This is a genomic window from Deinococcus marmoris DSM 12784 (genome assembly GCF_000701405.1).
GTDB lineage: Bacteria > Deinococcota > Deinococci > Deinococcales > Deinococcaceae > Deinococcus > Deinococcus marmoris.
The window spans coordinates 1-16,847 of sequence record NZ_JNIV01000095.1; the positions used below are offsets into that span (position 1 = coordinate 1).

At 61.1% G+C, this 16,847-nt stretch carries 22 protein-coding genes and 1 pseudogene; 17 read left to right on the forward strand and 6 right to left on the reverse strand.

Translation table 11 applies throughout. The features are described from left to right. Positions 1 to 234: 234 nt before the first annotated feature. From Q319_RS0118255 to Q319_RS0118290, 8 genes are all read left to right on the forward strand, one after another. The gene (locus Q319_RS0118255) at positions 235 to 1,656 is read left to right on the forward strand and encodes an ABC transporter substrate-binding protein (RefSeq protein ID WP_029483887.1); all 1,422 of its coding nucleotides are present in this window, start codon (positions 235 to 237) and stop codon (positions 1,654 to 1,656) included. Positions 1,657 to 1,761: 105 nt separating this feature from the next. Continuing rightward, the gene (locus Q319_RS0118260) at positions 1,762 to 2,697 is read left to right on the forward strand and encodes a carbohydrate ABC transporter permease (RefSeq protein WP_029483888.1); all 936 of its coding nucleotides are present in this window, start codon (positions 1,762 to 1,764) and stop codon (positions 2,695 to 2,697) included. Further along, positions 2,690 to 3,526, forward strand: coding sequence for a carbohydrate ABC transporter permease (locus Q319_RS0118265; RefSeq protein ID WP_051655538.1), 837 nt, complete (start codon positions 2,690 to 2,692; stop codon positions 3,524 to 3,526). The genes Q319_RS0118260 and Q319_RS0118265 overlap by 8 nt, the downstream gene beginning before the upstream one ends. A 270-nt stretch (positions 3,527 to 3,796) precedes the next feature. Continuing rightward, positions 3,797 to 4,384 carry a hypothetical protein gene (locus Q319_RS0118270; RefSeq protein WP_156039443.1) on the forward strand — a complete coding sequence of 196 codons (588 nt, stop codon included), beginning with the start codon at positions 3,797 to 3,799 and terminating at the stop codon, positions 4,382 to 4,384. Positions 4,385 to 4,571: 187 nt separating this feature from the next. Further along, the gene (locus tag Q319_RS0118275) at positions 4,572 to 5,033 is read left to right on the forward strand and encodes a hypothetical protein (RefSeq protein WP_029483891.1); all 462 of its coding nucleotides are present in this window, start codon (positions 4,572 to 4,574) and stop codon (positions 5,031 to 5,033) included. Between the two features lie 56 nt (positions 5,034 to 5,089). Further along, positions 5,090 to 5,521 carry a hypothetical protein gene (locus Q319_RS0118280; protein WP_029483892.1) on the forward strand — a complete coding sequence of 144 codons (432 nt, stop codon included), beginning with the start codon at positions 5,090 to 5,092 and terminating at the stop codon, positions 5,519 to 5,521. Positions 5,522 to 5,633: 112 nt separating this feature from the next. Further along, positions 5,634 to 6,044, forward strand: coding sequence for a hypothetical protein (locus tag Q319_RS0118285; RefSeq protein WP_029483893.1), 411 nt, complete (start codon positions 5,634 to 5,636; stop codon positions 6,042 to 6,044). 158 nt (positions 6,045 to 6,202) lie between these two features. Continuing rightward, a complete protein-coding gene (locus Q319_RS0118290) occupies positions 6,203 to 6,943 on the forward strand; it encodes a hypothetical protein (RefSeq protein WP_029483894.1) in 741 nt (246 codons plus the stop codon). A 13-nt stretch (positions 6,944 to 6,956) separates the two neighbouring features. On the opposite strand, the gene Q319_RS0118295 is transcribed toward Q319_RS0118290, so the two are convergent. Further along, complete coding sequence (locus tag Q319_RS0118295; protein WP_029483895.1) at positions 6,957 to 7,376, reverse strand: helix-turn-helix domain-containing protein; 420 nt, start codon at positions 7,374 to 7,376, stop codon at positions 6,957 to 6,959. A gap of 33 nt (positions 7,377 to 7,409) precedes the next feature. After that, positions 7,410 to 7,694, reverse strand: coding sequence for a type II toxin-antitoxin system HigB family toxin (locus Q319_RS0118300; RefSeq protein WP_029483896.1), 285 nt, complete (start codon positions 7,692 to 7,694; stop codon positions 7,410 to 7,412). Between the two features lie 369 nt (positions 7,695 to 8,063). On the opposite strand from Q319_RS0118300, the gene Q319_RS29170 reads away from it, so the two are divergent. Further along, positions 8,064 to 8,354, forward strand: a complete 291-nt coding sequence (locus Q319_RS29170; RefSeq protein WP_425388000.1) for a bacteriorhodopsin — start codon at positions 8,064 to 8,066, stop codon at positions 8,352 to 8,354. Here the strand turns inward: Q319_RS29170 and Q319_RS0118305 are convergent. From Q319_RS0118305 to Q319_RS0118315, 3 genes are all read right to left on the reverse strand, one after another. Further along, positions 8,326 to 9,504, reverse strand: a complete 1,179-nt coding sequence (locus Q319_RS0118305; RefSeq protein ID WP_029483897.1) for a zinc-dependent alcohol dehydrogenase — start codon at positions 9,502 to 9,504, stop codon at positions 8,326 to 8,328. The two genes, Q319_RS29170 and Q319_RS0118305, sit on opposite strands and share 29 nt — an antisense overlap. After that, a complete protein-coding gene (locus Q319_RS0118310; protein WP_029483898.1) occupies positions 9,501 to 10,187 on the reverse strand; it encodes an SRPBCC family protein in 687 nt (228 codons plus the stop codon). Before Q319_RS0118310 ends, Q319_RS0118305 begins: the two co-directional genes overlap by 4 nt. A gap of 347 nt (positions 10,188 to 10,534) precedes the next feature. Further along, positions 10,535 to 11,377 (reverse strand): manganese catalase family protein, encoded by an 843-nt coding sequence (locus tag Q319_RS0118315; protein ID WP_029483899.1) that lies wholly within the window; start codon positions 11,375 to 11,377, stop codon positions 10,535 to 10,537. A gap of 252 nt (positions 11,378 to 11,629) precedes the next feature. Between Q319_RS0118315 and yidD the strand changes: the two genes are divergently transcribed. From yidD to Q319_RS29260, 7 genes and pseudogenes are all read left to right on the forward strand, one after another. Beyond that, positions 11,630 to 11,914 (forward strand): membrane protein insertion efficiency factor YidD, encoded by a 285-nt coding sequence (yidD, locus tag Q319_RS28365; protein ID WP_029483900.1) that lies wholly within the window; start codon positions 11,630 to 11,632, stop codon positions 11,912 to 11,914. A 408-nt stretch (positions 11,915 to 12,322) separates the two neighbouring features. Next, complete coding sequence (locus tag Q319_RS0118325; RefSeq protein WP_029483901.1) at positions 12,323 to 12,538, forward strand: hypothetical protein; 216 nt, start codon at positions 12,323 to 12,325, stop codon at positions 12,536 to 12,538. 625 nt (positions 12,539 to 13,163) lie between these two features. Then, entirely contained in the window at positions 13,164 to 13,769 is a 606-nt protein-coding gene (locus Q319_RS0118330) for a DUF1990 family protein (protein ID WP_051655539.1), read from the forward strand. A 690-nt stretch (positions 13,770 to 14,459) separates the two neighbouring features. Further along, positions 14,460 to 14,612: a hypothetical protein gene (locus Q319_RS0118335; RefSeq protein WP_156039445.1), complete on the forward strand. Its 153-nt coding sequence runs from the start codon at positions 14,460 to 14,462 to the stop codon at positions 14,610 to 14,612. 443 nt (positions 14,613 to 15,055) lie between these two features. Further along, positions 15,056 to 15,247, forward strand: a complete 192-nt coding sequence (locus Q319_RS29175; RefSeq protein WP_425388001.1) for a hypothetical protein — start codon at positions 15,056 to 15,058, stop codon at positions 15,245 to 15,247. After that, the gene (locus Q319_RS0118340; RefSeq protein WP_029483904.1) at positions 15,192 to 15,410 is read left to right on the forward strand and encodes a DUF2171 domain-containing protein; all 219 of its coding nucleotides are present in this window, start codon (positions 15,192 to 15,194) and stop codon (positions 15,408 to 15,410) included. The genes Q319_RS29175 and Q319_RS0118340 overlap by 56 nt, the downstream gene beginning before the upstream one ends. A gap of 55 nt (positions 15,411 to 15,465) precedes the next feature. Next, positions 15,466 to 15,756: pseudogene (locus Q319_RS29260) on the forward strand (hypothetical protein); the annotation flags it as partial. 119 nt (positions 15,757 to 15,875) lie between these two features. Here the strand turns inward: Q319_RS29260 and Q319_RS27375 are convergent. Further along, complete coding sequence (locus Q319_RS27375) at positions 15,876 to 16,049, reverse strand: hypothetical protein (protein WP_156039446.1); 174 nt, start codon at positions 16,047 to 16,049, stop codon at positions 15,876 to 15,878. Between the two features lie 447 nt (positions 16,050 to 16,496). Between Q319_RS27375 and Q319_RS0118355 the strand changes: the two genes are divergently transcribed. Further along, the coding region (locus Q319_RS0118355; protein ID WP_156039447.1) for a hypothetical protein at positions 16,497 to 16,847 on the forward strand (351 nt) is incomplete at its 3' end.

A 16,847-nucleotide genomic window follows, 5' to 3' on the forward strand; every position in this document is an offset into this window, starting at 1 on the left:
AGCCGCCTACTGCCGTTTCAGACTACGATCAAATGCCCAAACGGCAAAAATGCCGTTCAGAACACTGTCAACATCAAGTTGTCCAGTACTGAAGGGATAGTCATTTATTATCGCTTAAATTTCTTCATAACTTCTGTAGACTGTTCCCATCCAGTCTGCGTTCCCTCTATTTCAAGCCAGCGAGGCTTTTAATTTTATGCAGTCATTCGACAATTGCTGGTCCTCGGAGGTCCTATGAAACACCTATTATCCATCACCGGTCTGCTGATCGCGTCCGCTGCCCTGGCTGCTCCAGGCAACTGGACTGGCACCATCACCATGTACGCCCAGCACTACACCCCCAACAAAAAAGACGCCAAGACCCCGCTCAAGGCATTCCAGACCATTGCCGACGAGTACCAGAAAAAAAATCCGGGCATCAAGATCCAGTTCGTGACCACGGATGTTCCCGACACCAACGCCGCCATTCGGGCCAAAGCAGCGGCGCGGGAACTCTGGGACGTGTACTGGGTGCAGTACACCAGCCTCAACGGCGCGCTGCCCAAAGGCGTCGCTACCGATCTCACGCCCTTTTTGAAGCAGCCCAATCCCTACATCCCCGGCAACAAGGCGTGGCAAGACGCCATGAACAAACAGGTGCTGGCGGAGATCCGTGCACCGAACGGGGCCAACTACCAGCTCAACGGTGACTACGTGGCCTTCAGCTTCTTTTACAACAAGGAGTTGTTCAAGAAGGCGGGCATCACCAAAACGCCGAACAGTTGGGCCGAGCTGCTGGACGCCTCCAAGAAACTCAAGGCGGCGGGCGTCGGCGTGATGTCGGCAGTGCCGTCCTTCCCATGGTGGGAAAAGCACTTCCTGTCGGACTTCTACGCCAAGGATTACAACAAGCTCACCGCCTATGACGGCGAGCCGGGGCAATCGGCGCTGGACGAGGCCGTCGCCATCCAGAAAGGCATCCTCTCTCCCGAGGACCCCCGCTTCATGGCGTGGTGGCCGGTCTTCAAGCAGTTCACCGACTACTGGACCCCGGACTACATCGCCCAGAATCCCGACAAGAACTATGACGCCTTCCAAGACTTTGTGGCGGGCAAGGTGGCCATGATCTACGAGGGTAGCTACAAGCCGGGCGAGATGAAGGAAGCGGGCGTCAAGTTCGGCATCGGGGCCTTTAATTTCCCGGTGCTGGACCAGAAGGTCAGCAAATACGCCACCGGCACCAACACGGCCAACGCGGTGGGCGGGCTGGGCGCGGCTTTTCAGTACGCCACCAGTACGCCGGAGGCCAACAAGAGCATGACCCCGGCCAAGCAGCAGGCGGTGGTGGACTGGATGCGGTTTTTCGGGACGCCCAAGAACCTGCAACGCATCGTGGCCGAGGACGGCGCGTTCGTCCCCACCTGGCCAGGAACCCAGGCGAAGCTGGACTTTGATGCCCAGTCGCTGGACGCCCAGATCAACCTGCCGCGCCGTGCGCTCGGCGTGGGCAGCTCCGCGCCCAACCTGGGCTGGGGCGACATGCAGCGCATCTTCGGGCTGTACCTGAGCGGCAACCTCACCCTGGACAAAGCCAACGCGCAGGTCCAGAGTGCGCTGGACCGGGCCGCCAAGGACTACGCCACCAAGAACAAGGTGGACTACAGCAAGTACAAGTAAATTTGGGGTTCGCCCCGTCCATCCTAGTAAATTTCCAATTCAGATCAGTTTGAGGTCGCTGCCCACACCATCGGCGGCGGCCTCCTGCGCGTCACAGGAGCCTGTATGACCCCCATCCAACCCCTGCGTGGGCGTTCCCGGCCTGGCGTGCTGACCGGGGCGTGGCGTTCACGCGCCGCCTACCTGTTCATCCTGCCCACGTTTCTTTTCCTGGCCTATTTCGCGTATTACCCCGTCTATCTGGCCCTGACCGGGGCCTTTACCAACTGGGACGGCTTCCTGCAACGTGATTACGTGGGACTGGACAATTTCAAGCGGGCGCTCACCGATCCGGTGTCGGGCATCGCAGTCAAGAACAACCTGATCTGGATGGGCTTCGGCCTGATCCTGTCTATCGTCCCGGCCTTTTTTATCGCGGAACTGATCTTTCACCTGCGGCGGCCCAGCCACCAGCGCGGGTTCCGTACGCTGTTCATCGCCCCGATCATCATCCCGGCGCTGGTCAACATTCTGCTGTGGACCTACTTCTACCGGGGGGATGGTCTGATTAACCAGTTGCTGGATTCGGCGGGGCTGGACGGCTTCAAGCGGCTGTGGCTGGCCGATCCCAAGATCGCGCTGTACAGCCTGATCTTCATGGGCTTTCCGTGGATCAACGCCTTCAACATGCTGATCCTGTACACCGGCCTTCAGGGCATCTCCAGCGAGGTGCTGGAGGCCGCGCGTCTGGACGGGGCCACCGGCTTGAACCGAATCTGGCGGATTGACCTTCCGCTCATCACGCCGCAACTCACCCTGATCCTGCTGCTGGAGGTGGTGGCCTTCTTGCAAAACCTGCTCACGCCGCGCGTGATGACCAACGGCGGCCCTGGCTACTCGACCGTGGTTCCCGCCCTCCAGATGTACCAGGCGGCCATTGATTACGGCGAATTCGGGTACAGCATGGCGATCTCGGTGCTGCTGTTCATGGTGGTGGTCAGCCTGACCGTGCTGGCCCGCGTGATCGCCGCCCGGCGCGAGCGTGAGGCCAACCGTGCGTAGGTGGCCAGTGAGCGACTGGGCGCGGCAGGGCGTCTTGCTCTTGCTGGGACTGATGGCGCTGTTTCCGCTGTACTTCAGCGTGGTCAACTCGTTCAAGACGCCCGTGGAGTACGCCCGCAGTCCGCTGAATCTGCCGCCGGACCTGGCCCCTGGCGCGGCCAACTACGCGCGGGCCTGGTCACAGATCGGGCTGCCCACCCTGAATTCTTTGCTGATCACGCTGGTGGCGGTGATCCTGACGCTGCTGCTGGCGGCCCTGACCGCTTACGCCTTTGCCGTGATGACCTTTCCCGGCAAATCAGCGCTGTTCGCGGTGGTTTTTATCCTGCTGCTGGTCCCTGACTTTCTCACCCTGATTCCGCTGTACGTGCAGATCAAGAAGCTGACGCTGCCCAGCAATTACCTGGCGGTGATCTTGCCGTATGTCGCGGCAGGACAGGCGTTCAGCATTCTGGTACTCAGAACCTTTTTCGCGCAGATTCCCCGCGAATTGCTGGAGGCCGCGCGTATTGATGGGGCCGGACATGTTCAGATGTTCACGCGGATCGTGGTGCCGCTGAGCGTCCCGATTCTGGTCAGCGTTGGCATTATTCGTTATGTGCCGATTTGGAACGACTTCCTGCTGCCTAGCCTGCTGCTTGACGAACGCCACCGCACCCTGACCATGGCGCTTGTCAAATTTCAGGGCAGTGCCGAGAGCTACACGGCTCCCGACTTCGGGGCGCTGATGGCTGCCTATGTACTGGCCGCCCTGCCGCTGCTGGTGCTGTTCTCCTTCTTGATGCGTTACTACATCCAGGGTCTGACCAGCGGCGCGGTCAAGGCCTGAAATTGCTGGGCCGCTGACACCAGATCGGCTTTTCTGCCGCACCCGCCCAGTTGCCCAGCAGCAGTTCAGTGAGCCGCCAAGTCTTCAACGTCACGCTCCATCTGCCTCGCCCTAAGCGGTCAGCGCCCGCGCATCAACCCAGACGCAGCAACAGTTCGTTCCGCTGTCGTTGCTAGGCATCAGGGTGCTGGCGCTCGCCCTGCTGGCTGGCCTGCGCCTCAAGTTACGGACGTGAGGGGCAACCACAACCCTGATTGCCCTGTGGAGACCTTGGGGGCCAGCCCACGCCAGAATGCCTCCGTTCCGGTCACGCTGAGCGAGGTGGGCCTGCTGGACCTGAACAGCGGCCAACGGGTCCAGCACTACCGCGCCCAGTCCACCGAATCTGTTCAGGCTGCCCCCTCCGGCTTCCTGGCGGTGACCCGGCCCACAAACGGCACACCCGCTGCGCCCGCAGGGGAAAACTGGCGGTTCCAGACCTGGGCAGGGGCGAAGTGGAACGTTCCCACCGTGGACTACACCCTGAAGCTCGATCTGACCACCACGCGCGTCAGCGACACCGAGGCGAGGACGGCGGGGACGGCCAGCCTGAATGGCCGCACCCTGACCGTCAGCGGCAAGGTCACCACCTTTGACCTGAAGCTCAAGGCCCAGGCCCGGCGCTTCTCACCGTATCTGGAGGCCACCCTGGAGTTGTCGGATGGCCAGACGACGGTGGGGCGGCTGGGCCTGTTCAACGAGCTGGGGGTCAAGAGTGTCGAACCGCCGATCCACGACGCCTCGAAGACTCCGGTCTACCGTGTGGGCTACACGCAGGACGACGGGAGCGTGATCACGGGCGAGGTGAAACGGCCTTAGCGGCGGCCATGCAAGTGACTCCCTGAGCGGAGGGGCAGAGCAGTCACTGGTCTCTGGGGTTGATGTCGGCAGTTGATGTTGGCGTGGCCGCCAAGCGCTGCACTGCCCTGCCAGCGGACGAACTGACCATCTTGACCTCACGGTGAAGACGTGAGAAAAACCGATTGAGCGTCGTGGAGGACAGGGCATGAAGACCAACAAACGCAAGGCGATTTGGACGATGCCACTTCTGGGAGTCAGCCTGCTGGCAACGCTGACGGTCGGCTGCACCGAGCGGGCCACCCCGCCGGGCTTTAGCAGCGCCAGCATTCACCTGAATGCTGGTGAGACCACCGCTTATGACATTGATCTGTCCACGGTCCAACTCCTGACCCTAAACCTCCATCCCCGCAATCCCGTGCTGACGGCCACCGCAACGGGGGGGACGGTTACGGTCAACGGTCAGACCGTCAAGGCCACGGTGCCGCTCTACGATGCCGGGCCGTCGCATGCGGGAGACCTGACAGCCAACTTTCAGCCGTGTCCCCAGCTCAAGCCGGGCCGGGATGTAGAGGTCCGCTACGCCTTCACAGACGCCAGCGGCCAGACCCTGGAGCAGGATTCGGCGGTGCTGGGCAACGTGACCCGCACCTGCTCACCGTACCGTTAGCCTTCATCTCAAGACCAACCACGATCGTCCAGCTTGCTCTCACCCCAGGAGTCCCTATGCGTCATCTGTCTGTCGGTCTCGTCGCCATCGCCTCGCTCAGTCTGGCCTCGTGTGGCAAGCTCGGGTTCCCCGTCACCACCGGCGGCCTGAAGTTGATCCTCGCCCCGGCCACGGTGACCGGGTGCCAGTCCGTCGTTCTCGAAGATCCTTATCTCAAGAACACCAGTCTGAAGGGCCGGTCTTCCGTCGAAGTCAGGAACAATGCGGTCTCAGGAACGGGGGTGGTGGGGCGGTACCCCAATCCCACCGACAAGACGGTGGTGCTGGACAGCGCGGGCGAATACACGTTCTATTACGTCATTCAATACCCGAAATACCCGGAAAAACTGAGCCTGACCTTCCGCTGCACGAAGAGTGGCGCACAGTCCACCCAGGACTTCACCATCACCGGGACGAGTGGCGAACAGACAGTGAACCTCAGCTTCTAGCAGGGGCACCCCTGGTCAGCAGCGTCGCTTCGGCCAAAGCCAGGGCGACGGGTCAGGGGAAAGTGGCCCGTCACTCTCAAACTCAAAAAATTCTTGTGTTCCCAGGAGAGAAATGAAACTCAACGCTTTGATCGGCTTGATGGCCCTGACGCTATTCTCGTGCGGCAAGTTCCCCGTCGCCAATGACCTGTACCTGTCTTTCAGCTCCCCCGCCGAGTCGTTCTCCACGGCGCTCAACACCAGTGCCGATGGACGGTTCAACGTGCTGGTCCGCACAGACGCCCTGCCTGCCAACGTGGTGGCCCAGGCGGTCTCGGCCAAATTGTTCGTGGGCACCCAGACATTCCAGGGATCGTCTTACCCGGTGGAGCCGGACAACACGTATTACCAGTTCAATGTCGGGAACCGGTGCGGCCCTACGCTCAAGGGGACCGATATCACCTTCAAGTACGAGGTCTACGGTGGGGCGGGCGTTGTTTTGCGGCAGAAGACGGTGACCGTACCTTCCGTTGACGGCTGCTAGGTTGACCACACCACTACATCGAAGATAAAACCGCGCGAAACAAGGTGAACTGTATGCATCAGGCTTTCCCGCTCATTCGACTGTTGCCGCTGGCCCTTCTCTGCACGCCCTTGCTCAGCGCGTGCCGGGACACCACTCCTCCACCCCCGCCGCGCGTCATGACTGCTGACGAATTGCGTCCCCTCTACCGTGACTTACCGCGCGAAGCCTTGCCCCCGGTCAGCAGCTCCGGCCTGGGCGAGACCTACACGCTGGGCGGCGTGGTGGGGGACTGGAAGGCCAGCCGGGATGTGGCGCTTTACCAGTTCCAGGACCAGCAGGGCGGCCCAGCCGTGGAGGTTGGCACTTTGACGTCCACCGGCACCATCAAGGTCACGGCTCCGCTAGAGCGGACCCAGGGATACGCCACAAAATTGCGCGAATTGATCGGCGGCGAGGGGACGCTCTGCCCCATCACCGAACTGACCTTCAGCAGCAATCCAGAGGTGCGGGTGCTGTTCGTGACCCTGCTGATCCGCTGGAAGGACAGCACTGCCCGGACGAAGGCGGCCTCTTTGCAGCCTCAAACCTCACCCGTGCCGGAGTGGATTAACATCCGGCCCAGCGTCACCCGAACCGCTGCCGGCGCTCCTTCCGGGGCCGCGTTCCTGATCTATTCCCCCGAGGAGGTCACAGTCTCGGGCGAGAACCGCTGCATCAACAGTTCAGAGCAAACCCAGCCGCCGGGTTGGAAGTCTGTTCAGCAAGTTCATGTGCGGGCCAGCGTGACGCTCAAGCCGGGATGGAATGCGGTGCTGAACACGGATCAGTCTCGCGTTGATGCAAGCAACGTCGGCGTGGCCGATAGACGCTGGACGGCCCTGCCCGCAGAGGAACTGGCCGTCTGGGCATCACGGTAACGAGGCCCTGCCATCAGCCCAAAAACACCTCTGGGCGAACGTGGAAGTGCGCCGCCAGCTTCCGCACGGCCTCCAGCGAGAGTGCCGTCTTGCCACCCAGTAGGCGGCTGACATTCCCCTGCGTGATCCCCAGCACCCCGGCCAACTCCGTCTGGGTCATGGCCCGCTGATCCATCAAAAAGGCCAGCAGACGGTGCGGCGGTGAGGGCGGCACGGGGAAAGCGCGCTCCTCATAGGCCATGATGCGGTCACGCAGCAGCTCAAACAGGCTGCCCAGGGAATGATCGGCCTGGCTGCCCACCTCATTCCAGACCGCCTCAAACGTGGCGAGCGCCTCGCCGTACTGCTCCTCGGTGTGAATGGGGGCGGCCAGGGCGCGCACTTCGGCGGGGAGGTTGGCCCAAGCGCTCAGCACAGTGTGGGCATCGGTCATGGTGAAGACTCCTTGCGGTGGGGAGGGGAGAGGTCAGGGCCGCCAGTGGTCATACTCGGCGTGGGTCAGGAAGTGCTTGAGGAAAAAGCTCTGGTAGGGGAAGTTCACGCGGGTGATCAGGCGGTAGTGGTTGCCCCGGATATTGAAGATCACGTAGTCCGGTCCCACCCAGCTCGCTGTGGCGAAGGTGTCTCGAATCTCGGCGAAGGTGCCGAAGGTGGTCCGGCGAACGATGGTGTGCCAGTCTTCCAGCGCGTCGGCGGCGTCTGGATACTCGTCCTGAACGCGGCAGAGGGTGGCGGAGGTGATGACATTCATCGCTCTGATCAGTCTATGCGCTGAGCGCATAACAAGCAAGTTGACCCTGATGCCCCCGGAACTGTTTGAGGCCAGAACGGCACGGCACGGTCAACCGTGGCTGACGCGTTATCACCGCCGGCTGGAATTGAGGGAATAATTTCGCAGGGGGCCAGGGCCTATAGCATCCGTCAGGCACGGTAATATATTGAGCGGAAGACGCAACTTCAAACGGGCTATCTCGCGGCAGCGATCAACGTGGAGCGCCTAGTGGTCTGGTTGACCGGAAGACTGCGAGAAACGACGCGTATTTTTAGATTTGCCGTGTTGGCCGGATAATTTTGACTTCGCCACGAGTATCGATCTTGTCGTTACCCCTATCTGGCGCTGCTGCTGGAGCAGGGCACTGTGGAAGTGGACGGGCAGACCAACTATTATGCGCGCTACATCGATTGGGCCGTGACCACGCCGCTGCTGATGAGGGAGCGGGGGAGTGCCAGAGAGTTCAAAAGGGAGATAGGGGCGCTTGAGGTTGGCCGAAGACTGGCTCGAACAGCCGCTAGGAAGCTAGGCGAGTGGTGCGGACCAGAACGTCCACCAGAAGAGCGTCTCGGCAGCTCTTCGGTAGGCGGGCTTATCAAGAAGCAGCCTCCTAGGCCCAGGGGTCCAGCACCACCTTGATGCAGCCGTCGTGTTTCTCGCGGAAGGTCTTGTAGAGTTCTGGCCCCTTTGAGAGTGGCGCACGGTGGGTGATCACGAAGCTGGGGTCAATCTGGCCTTCTTGAATGCGCTTGAGCAGCGGGCGAACATAGCGGTGGGTGTGTGTCTGGCCCATCTTGAGTGTCAGCCCTTTGTTGAAGGCCGCGCCCAGCGGCAACTTGTCCACCAGACCGCCGTAGACGCCTGGCATGCTGACCGTACCGCCCTTGGCACAGCTTAAGATTGCCCAGCGAAGGGCTGTGATGCGGTCAAAGGAAAGTCGCAGCTTCTGCTCGGCGGTGTCCAGCAGTGCACCGGGACCATGCCCGTGGGCCTCAAGGCCCACCGCATCGATGACGTGATCGGGGCCGCGTCCACCCGTCGCCTCACGCAAGGCTACCAGCACGTCCGTTTCCTCGTAATTGATCGTTCGTGCGCCCGCTGCCTCCGCCAGACGCAGACGTTCTGGCACGCGGTCCACCACGATCACTTCAGCAGCCCCCAGCATCTGCGCGCTGCGCAGGGCAAACTGCCCCACTGGTCCGGCCCCGAAGACCGCCACCACATCGCGGCCCGGAATGATGGCGCAGTTCTCGGCAGCCTGATACCCCGTGGGGAAGATATCGGTCAGGAACAGCACCTGATCGTCGCGCAGATCGGACTCGATGGCAAAACAACTCACATCTGCGAAGGGCACGCGCACGAACTGGGCCTGCCCGCCCGCGTAGCCGCCGAACAGATGTGAGTACCCGAACAGTCCGCTGGCGCTGGTGGCCCCGTACAATGCCTCGGCCATACGGTGGTTAGGGTTGGAGTTATCGCAGGCGCTGAACATCCCGCGCTGGCAAGGATCGCAGACCCCGCAGGCCAGATTAAAGGGCATGATCACCCGCTCGCCTACACGCACCTTTTTCACGCCTGGGCCGACTTCCACCACCTCACCCATGAACTCGTGGCCCAGAATGTCGCCCCGTTCCATGCTGGGGATGTAGCCGTCGAGCAGATGGAGGTCCGAGCCGCAAATGGCGGTGGAAGTCACCCGCACGATGGCGTCGGTGGGCAGCAGCAGCGTGGGGTCAGGCACCGTTTCGACGCCCACATGGTTGGTGCCCTGCCAGATGATAGCCTTCATGCCTTGCCTCCCTTGCTGACTCGCCCACTGCTCTGGCCTTCGGTGGTGGGGTGATAGCCCAATTCCTGTTCACGTTTAAAGCGCATCAGATCGTCGCGCAGTTGCTGAGACGGCTCCTGCCCAGCGATGCGGGCGATCAAGGCCCCTGCTGAACCGCCGGGTGGACGATACGTCAGTCGGACCACCACTTCCGTCCCCCGGTCACCGGGCGCGGCGTGGAACAGCACCTCACCGCTGTTCTCGATCTGCGCGCCCCGCAACGACTGCCACGCGATGCGCTGGCCCGGTTCATCGGCGGTCAACTCGGCCTCCCAGCTCACTTCGCCGCCGGAATAGCCCAGGGGCGCTTTGACCGTCCAACGAGAGCGGCGCTCGTCCAAGACCTCTACCCGCTCCAGGTGTTTCATCAGACTGGGCAAGTTTTCAAGCTTGCGCCAGATAGCGTACAACTCGTCGGCACTTTTGCCGATGGTCACGGCGTCGCTGACCAATATTTCTCCGTCCTCGTTTTGCCGGATCTTCAGGGCCGTCGCCACGGGGCTGCGCCCCGAAAGTGCCAGAGCAGCCAGCCCAGCCCCCAAAGCGCCGACGGCCAGCTTGTGGAAAGGCGAACCGGAGCGCAGACCCACCGTGAGGAGAAAGATGCCCGTTACACCGAACATCGCGCGTTCTGCGGTTGGCATGCTGGCCCCGGTGCTTCTGCGGTCTTGTGGGACCACGGGACGGCCTTCTGGAGACGCACCAAAAGTCATCGCCAATCACCCACGCTGCTGTGTTTCATCCGTCCATTTGGGAGGGAGCAGCCTGGGGAGAAGGTTATCCGGCATACCAACTCACGGGCCGGATAAGGAATGATCAATGTCATGTGATGCACGCTCTCACGGCGAGACCTGTACACTCCCCCCGTCATTCCCTACCTTATCGGTTGTCTACGCTTTGGGGGATGAGAGCGAAAAGGGCGACCAGCCCGTAAAGAAGCTGGTTGCCATGACTTATCATTTGAAATCGTGCAGCGCTGAGCTTCGTCGGCTCAGTCGTCCGCTCCTTCCATCTGCTGCTTTTCGGCATACGCCTGCGGCATCGGTGGGGCCAGCTTGGGTTCCTGGCCCATCGGCTTGACCGCGTTCAGGCGGAACTCGCCCAGCCCGTCCAGCGACTCGCCTTGCGTCCAACGCCCCGTCGGCATGTCCACGCCGTCCACACCCGTGAAGAAGTAGTCGTAACTGACCTTGCGCAGCTCCTCTTCCACAGGGAAGGAGTTCGGGATGGGCAGTGTCCCTTTGTGGCCGCCCAGTTCCTCAATGACGGCCAGCCACTGCTGCTGATGCATGGTGTCGCGGGCAATCAGGAAGCGCAGCATGTCCTTCATGCCAGGATCGTCAGTACACTCAAAGAGGCGGCAGGCCAGGGCGCGTCCGGTGGCTTCAGCGGTCACGTTGGCGTACATGTCGGCGGCCAGGTTGCCGCTGGCGTACACATGCGAGCCGTTGAACGGCACGCCGTTGGCATCGCCAGCCAGCGCCGCCATGCCCGCCGAGAGGTACTGGCGCGGGTCCATCCCGCCCATCAACGCCGCGACCACCGGATTGGCTGAGGCCGCCGCATCCTTGTCCGCGCCAGAGGCCCCTTCGAGGTTTAGGGCGACAGCGGTGGCCAGCATCTCGATGTGGCCGATTTCCTCAGTGCCTGTGGACATCAGCATGTTGCGGTACTTGGCAGGGCCGCGTGCGCCGAACGCCTGAAACAGGTATTGCAGGCACACACGAATTTCGCCCTCCACACCGCCAATAGCCTGTTGAAGCAGGCGGGCAAATCGGGGATCGGGGGTATCGACGCGGACTTCGTACTGGAGCTTGTTGTCGTAGTAGAACATGATGGGCCTCCCAGGAAAAACCGCGCCACTTGGTATGGAGCAGAGGCCGTCATTACACCCCCGCCACCCGAAAGAGCTGTGAGCCTGACCTTGAGCGCTCCAAAAGCTGACCTTCATGCGCTCTTCCAGTCTTGCTCAGTGGATTGACTTGGTCTTGACCCGGCTGAGGGACGCCTCTGTTCTGATCAAGCTGTCCCCTGACTCTTTTATCCTCTCCTCTCAGCGTCGTACCGGTCCATTCAGGCTCAGGACATGGGTCTCCTTGACACACTCGCTCTGGCGGGCATTGCGCTTGACCAGCGCTGGATCTCGCCCCACAAAGGCTTTTGCTGCGCTCACGCGGCTGTCTACGGCGGGGCGTCCTGTTCCGCTTCCATCGCCCAGGTCATCCGGGGAGATGGCCTGAATCTGTCTGCTATCGCGGCCCGCTTCGTCGCGTGTCGTCAGGCGTATGTTGACCCTCAAGTCACGGGCCGTCCACGCGTGCGTGGCATGTGCTGCTGTGTGGCGTTGCCCATCCCTTTCCACTGCGTCTGAAGTGAATTTTGTGGAGGTTTTAATGCCTGGAGGTGACTGTCCCAATACGCCTGACCCCGTTCCCACGCCAGCTCAGCCGTGCCATGCTCCGCTGATCCACCTAGGGCTTGTGGGTCTGGCAGCAGCCGTCACAGTAACCGTCCTGAACGAGAGCGTGCGGCGGGTGTTGCTGCTGCGTCTGACCAGGATCGGTGGGCATTTTTTCTGCTCAATGAAGAGGCGGGAGACCCACAGGTGGCGTCTGATCTGTCTCTTCTAGATCTCATTTACCGTCCCAGACGAAGAAAATTAAACAAATGGGTAACCGGAATGCGGAGCATTTATCGATTGCTACAGCAACCTCAATCCAGCACTGAGATTAGGGGGTAAGTCACCGTCCGTTCTCCAACCACCAAGCACAGTGCATTTATGAAGACTTCCAACGTGCTGTACGTCCTGGGCTACGCCTCAATCGTCCTCTCGGCCATCAATTTCCTGCGCGGGAAGAGCAAGGACGGGCAGGAACAGGACATCAAGGAGCGAGATGGTCTCTTCCTGGGTCACTGGGCACCCACCTTCTTCATTCTGGGTAAGGTGGCCGAGGACCGCGAGAAAGATGGCCGCAGTCTGCTGGACTTCAGCTAATCCAGAGGTTTAAATGACCCTTGCTGCCTCACGAGCGGGGAGCTTGACCGTTTGCAGCTTCGGGCACTCAGATCGGGCTGATTAATAAGCGAGAAGTTCAGGGCGTTTATTCGACTCCCGCCACACCACATTCCGCAGTATCAGCTTGGCTCATGGCTTTCCAGCTATGGGCCAGCATTCTGTTCGGCTTGACGTCGCTCAGCAGGACGCCTAACCGAAGATGATTGAGCCAGCCCAAGCACATGAGACCAGGGGCATGCCAGGCAGGTGATTTCGTGAGGTTCATTCGCTCCGGAATCAACCACACAAGTCTCGATCTACTGAACAGACCAACGTTGTCGCCAGGGCTGCCACGATTTCCAGTTGCCGAAATCGGTGGCAATGATGCGCGACGCAGCAGATGAAATTTCCCCTATTCAGACTGAGCTGGGAACAGGACGGATTGTTTTTATCCCGTGCCATGCGAGAGAGCGAATCTGATGAGGATCATTGGACAGCCCTCTATACTTGATGGACAGACGAGAAGCCGACAGGCGACGTCTGGCCCGTATCTTCTATATTTCTGACGTCCCTCGTCCGGGAGGTTTTTGTGTCTTACCGATTCCCTCTGCTGTTGGCGTTTCCCATGCTGGTTGCCTTCGTCCTCAAAGGCCCACGTGATCCTCTCCGCCCCTCCACCGCACAAGATGGTGTCGGCCCGCTGACCCGTCGGCGCTACTGGGTGGACGTCGAGGGTGCAACACAGCCTGCCGAAGAAATCGCCGAGCACTGGCGCAATCACCTGCCCGATCACGCGCCGAAGTGGCTCACCTGGTTCCGAGGCCTCGATCACCCGGTGCCCCCGGCAAGGTGCGGAGACCGCCTCTGGATTCGGCTCTTCCTGATCCGCCGGGGCCGGGTGGTCATCGAACATATTGATCCCCTGGGCTTCCGTGTCCGTACCCTCCGGCTGCACCCTGAGGCAGGGACCACCGACTTCCGTGTCTACCCAGGAACGCAGCCTGGGGGTATGGTTTTGCAGATCGAGTCGCTGTTGCGAAGTAATTCGCACTTTGACCGCCTGGCTTATCTTCTTGGCATTCACGCCGCACAGAGCCACAACTGGCATTTGACACTCACGAGCGTGGCGCAGCACGCAGGTGGGCGCATCGTCAATCGCGGCACGGAGTCACTGGAGATGCCCAGGCTGGAACATACTTATTCCCTCTCTGAGCGGTCATCCGGGGCGTGAGCGTAGGTCACAGAACTCAAATCGTCCTGAAGTGTCGGGAACAGGGTGCGGGCGACAGCAGCCTGTCATTCTCACGTCAAAGCCATGAGCGTCTTGACGCAATTGATACTGACTGCTGCAAATCCAGCAGGGGAAGAGGAAATCGTCAGTTGCCGTTCAACAGCGCTGCCGATGCGGATAAACTGCGCGTATGTCAGACTGGTTGATCCCCGCGTGGTAGCTGTGTTGGTGAAACAGGGGTGGCTCGCCCGTGACGGTCACAGCTTCTGTCTCACCGTTCCACCACTGACTGAGTCGTACTCAATGGGCCAGAGCTGACGCCATTCGGATAAAGAACCAGAGGCACCCAGCGTTCTGGGTGCCCGCGAGATGACCCGTTCAGCAGGTTCGGCGCGTCGCGGACGTTTTGACGTGGCGTGACAGAGCAATGCGGCGGAAGTCACTCCGTCTCGCGCGGGGAGCTGCCCACACAGCAGTTTACGCTTGACCACCTTGGCCACCTCCTGCTCCAATTGTTCGGCGCTGCGGTAATCGCTCGGGTGACCCAGCGAGAATTGAAGGATTTTATCCAGGGAATACCAAGTTGAAACTGGGTGAGCTTCTCGTCAAATTCAGCGCCTGAGGTAAAATGAGGGTATGACGCAGCACCGAGGAGCAGAGCGAACCGTCAACGACCACCCTCTCCTTCGCATGAAGCTCACGGCCAGTGAGTCCCGGCTGATGGCCAACATCCTCCTGAACCATATCGAGACTGACCCAGTGCGGCATGACGTGCTCGAAGCTCTTGCGCAGCGGCTGTTGGTGCGGGCTGTTCTGGCAGAGTGCCGCACCCCACACGCCTGATTGTGAGACTTTAAAGCGGGGCACCGTTCTGATACCCCTTGACACGGCCCTGCCCTCCGGGACGTGGCAGAGCTACGACATCGTCTTCCGCGCCGCGCGCTGGGAGAATGGCCAGAAGACCGGGACGCCCGCGCCACGGTGTCTCTGAACGGCGAGAAGGGACAGGATAACGTGGCCCTGAGCGCCTCCACCCTGCTGGGGGTCCTGAGGCCGATTCGCCGGGGCCGATGGTCTTGCAGGACCATGGCAGCAAGGTCAGTTGCAGGGACGTCTGGGTGCTGTCAGGGGCCGCGCAGGAGACAGAGTTGCCGTAAGGTCCGCTGCTTTGTCCTGAACTCAAATCGTCTGAGGGTCTGGTGGGAGATGACGGACCGGCTGGCGCACCCCTTCCCTGGTTCGGCTGTTTTCCAATCGGCTGGGGCCTGTAAACTCTGTGGGAGGGGCTGGTGAGTCCCCACCTGCCTGGACTGCACCACGTCCAGCCCGGCCCACATCAGATGGCCTACGATCTGGGTTTTTTGCTGTGGGGCGTGTTGATGCGGGTGATGGCCCCGCGCTGCGGCGCGAAAGGAAGACGATATGACATTGAAGAACAATTTCGATCTCACCCCCGGGCTGCCGATCATCTGCGCTGACGATTTCATTCATGGGCATGTCGAAGGGATGGACTCCGAGTACCTGATCACCACCCCGATGGAGGACGGGCGACGTCATTTCATTCCCTTGAATGTCGTAGATTACGTGGACGATGGCGTGTATCTGAGGATCACCAGGGACGAACTCCAGCAGTTGCTGTAGCCCACCTCTTATTCGGTAAGCACGGCATACGCTTCGTGTACGCGCCGAGCAGGCCCGTGAACAGGTGGGCGCCACCTCCCACGTTCTGAATATCCTCTGGCCAGACGGGCAGGCGGGTCTGCTGCTTTGCTCCACCGAATACTGTGGGGAACAGACGCGGCCCAATGTGTCTGCGTTACCTTATTTGCAGACGCTGAGCGAGGATCTGCACATCGGTGTGGAAGTCCTATGGACCGCGCCACAGGTAGTGTCGTTCAGAGCATGCTGGAGGCCGATGGGTGCTGCGCCGCTCAGCACTGATCTGAAACAACCTGTACGCCAACGATTTTACCTTGCACCGTGTTAACTCTTCATTCTGGAAGGTGCTGGGCCGTGACCCGCCCATAAATCGCCTGTGGCCTGGAAGACAGGCGCACCCACGCGCAAGGGGGAGAGGGCGAGATGACCAGCAGGGTGTTGGCAGGTTTAGCTGTGGCCGGGATCGCTGTCGTCGCTGGGCCGCCCGTGATGCTCAGGTTGCGGCGTCTGGTCAGGCGTATCCGTGCTGGGCGTTTCCGGAGCGGGCTGCTTCTCGACTTTCTTGTCCGGTTCAACCGTGCCGTTCTGGGGCGCTTGTGAGACCTGGGTGGGCTTCGTCATGGTGACCTCCTAGAACAAGTATGGACGACGAGGGTGGATGTCCACCATATGCCGCCCGGGATTCAGGTCAGTCTATGCTTTGTCAGGTAGACTTAGGATTCAAATCAAAACCACCGCCAACGGCAGGTACTGAAGCTTACAGGACGTCCGGCAGATTGGCGGCCACCTGCACCAGTTGCTGCGCTTGGACACGGTCATAAATGGCCGTGTCCAAATGGATGGCGGCACGCGGTCTCATTTGACCCCTCCCATTATGGGGTCTGAAAAACGTCGTGTTTCTGGCCGTCTGATGGTGTCCCGGTTGAAGGAGAGCTTGATGGGGACACAGTCGGCTCAGCAAGCGGCATTACCAGCGTTGGGCTGGTTGGGGCCAAGAAATTGGGGGCTGCCTTCCCCTTAGCGCAGGAGGGCGCACGGATCTTGAGGTGACGCGTATAGTGCCAGGCAATGTCAAACCCTGGTCTCCTGGCGACGGGCGCGTTGCCTGATGAACTGGCCCAGGCCCATGACGCTCTCGCCGTCGCCCAGCAACAGAACGAGGTGCTGTCCACCTTCGTGGCCCTGAGTGAGGCCGCAGCCACCACCGATGACCTGACCGCGCTGGCCCGCCACGTTGGGGGCGTGCTTCGCCGCAGCATCCCCAACCTGCTGGCGGTCTACTTCACGCGCCAGGACGAGTGCTGGGTGGCCGATGTGGTCAGCGACGCAGTCCCCCCTGAGTTCATGGCGCTGCTCCGGGCTGGGCTGCCTCTGGACACGCCGTTCCTGGCCCAGACGGTGGCCGCCCGCACGCCGCAG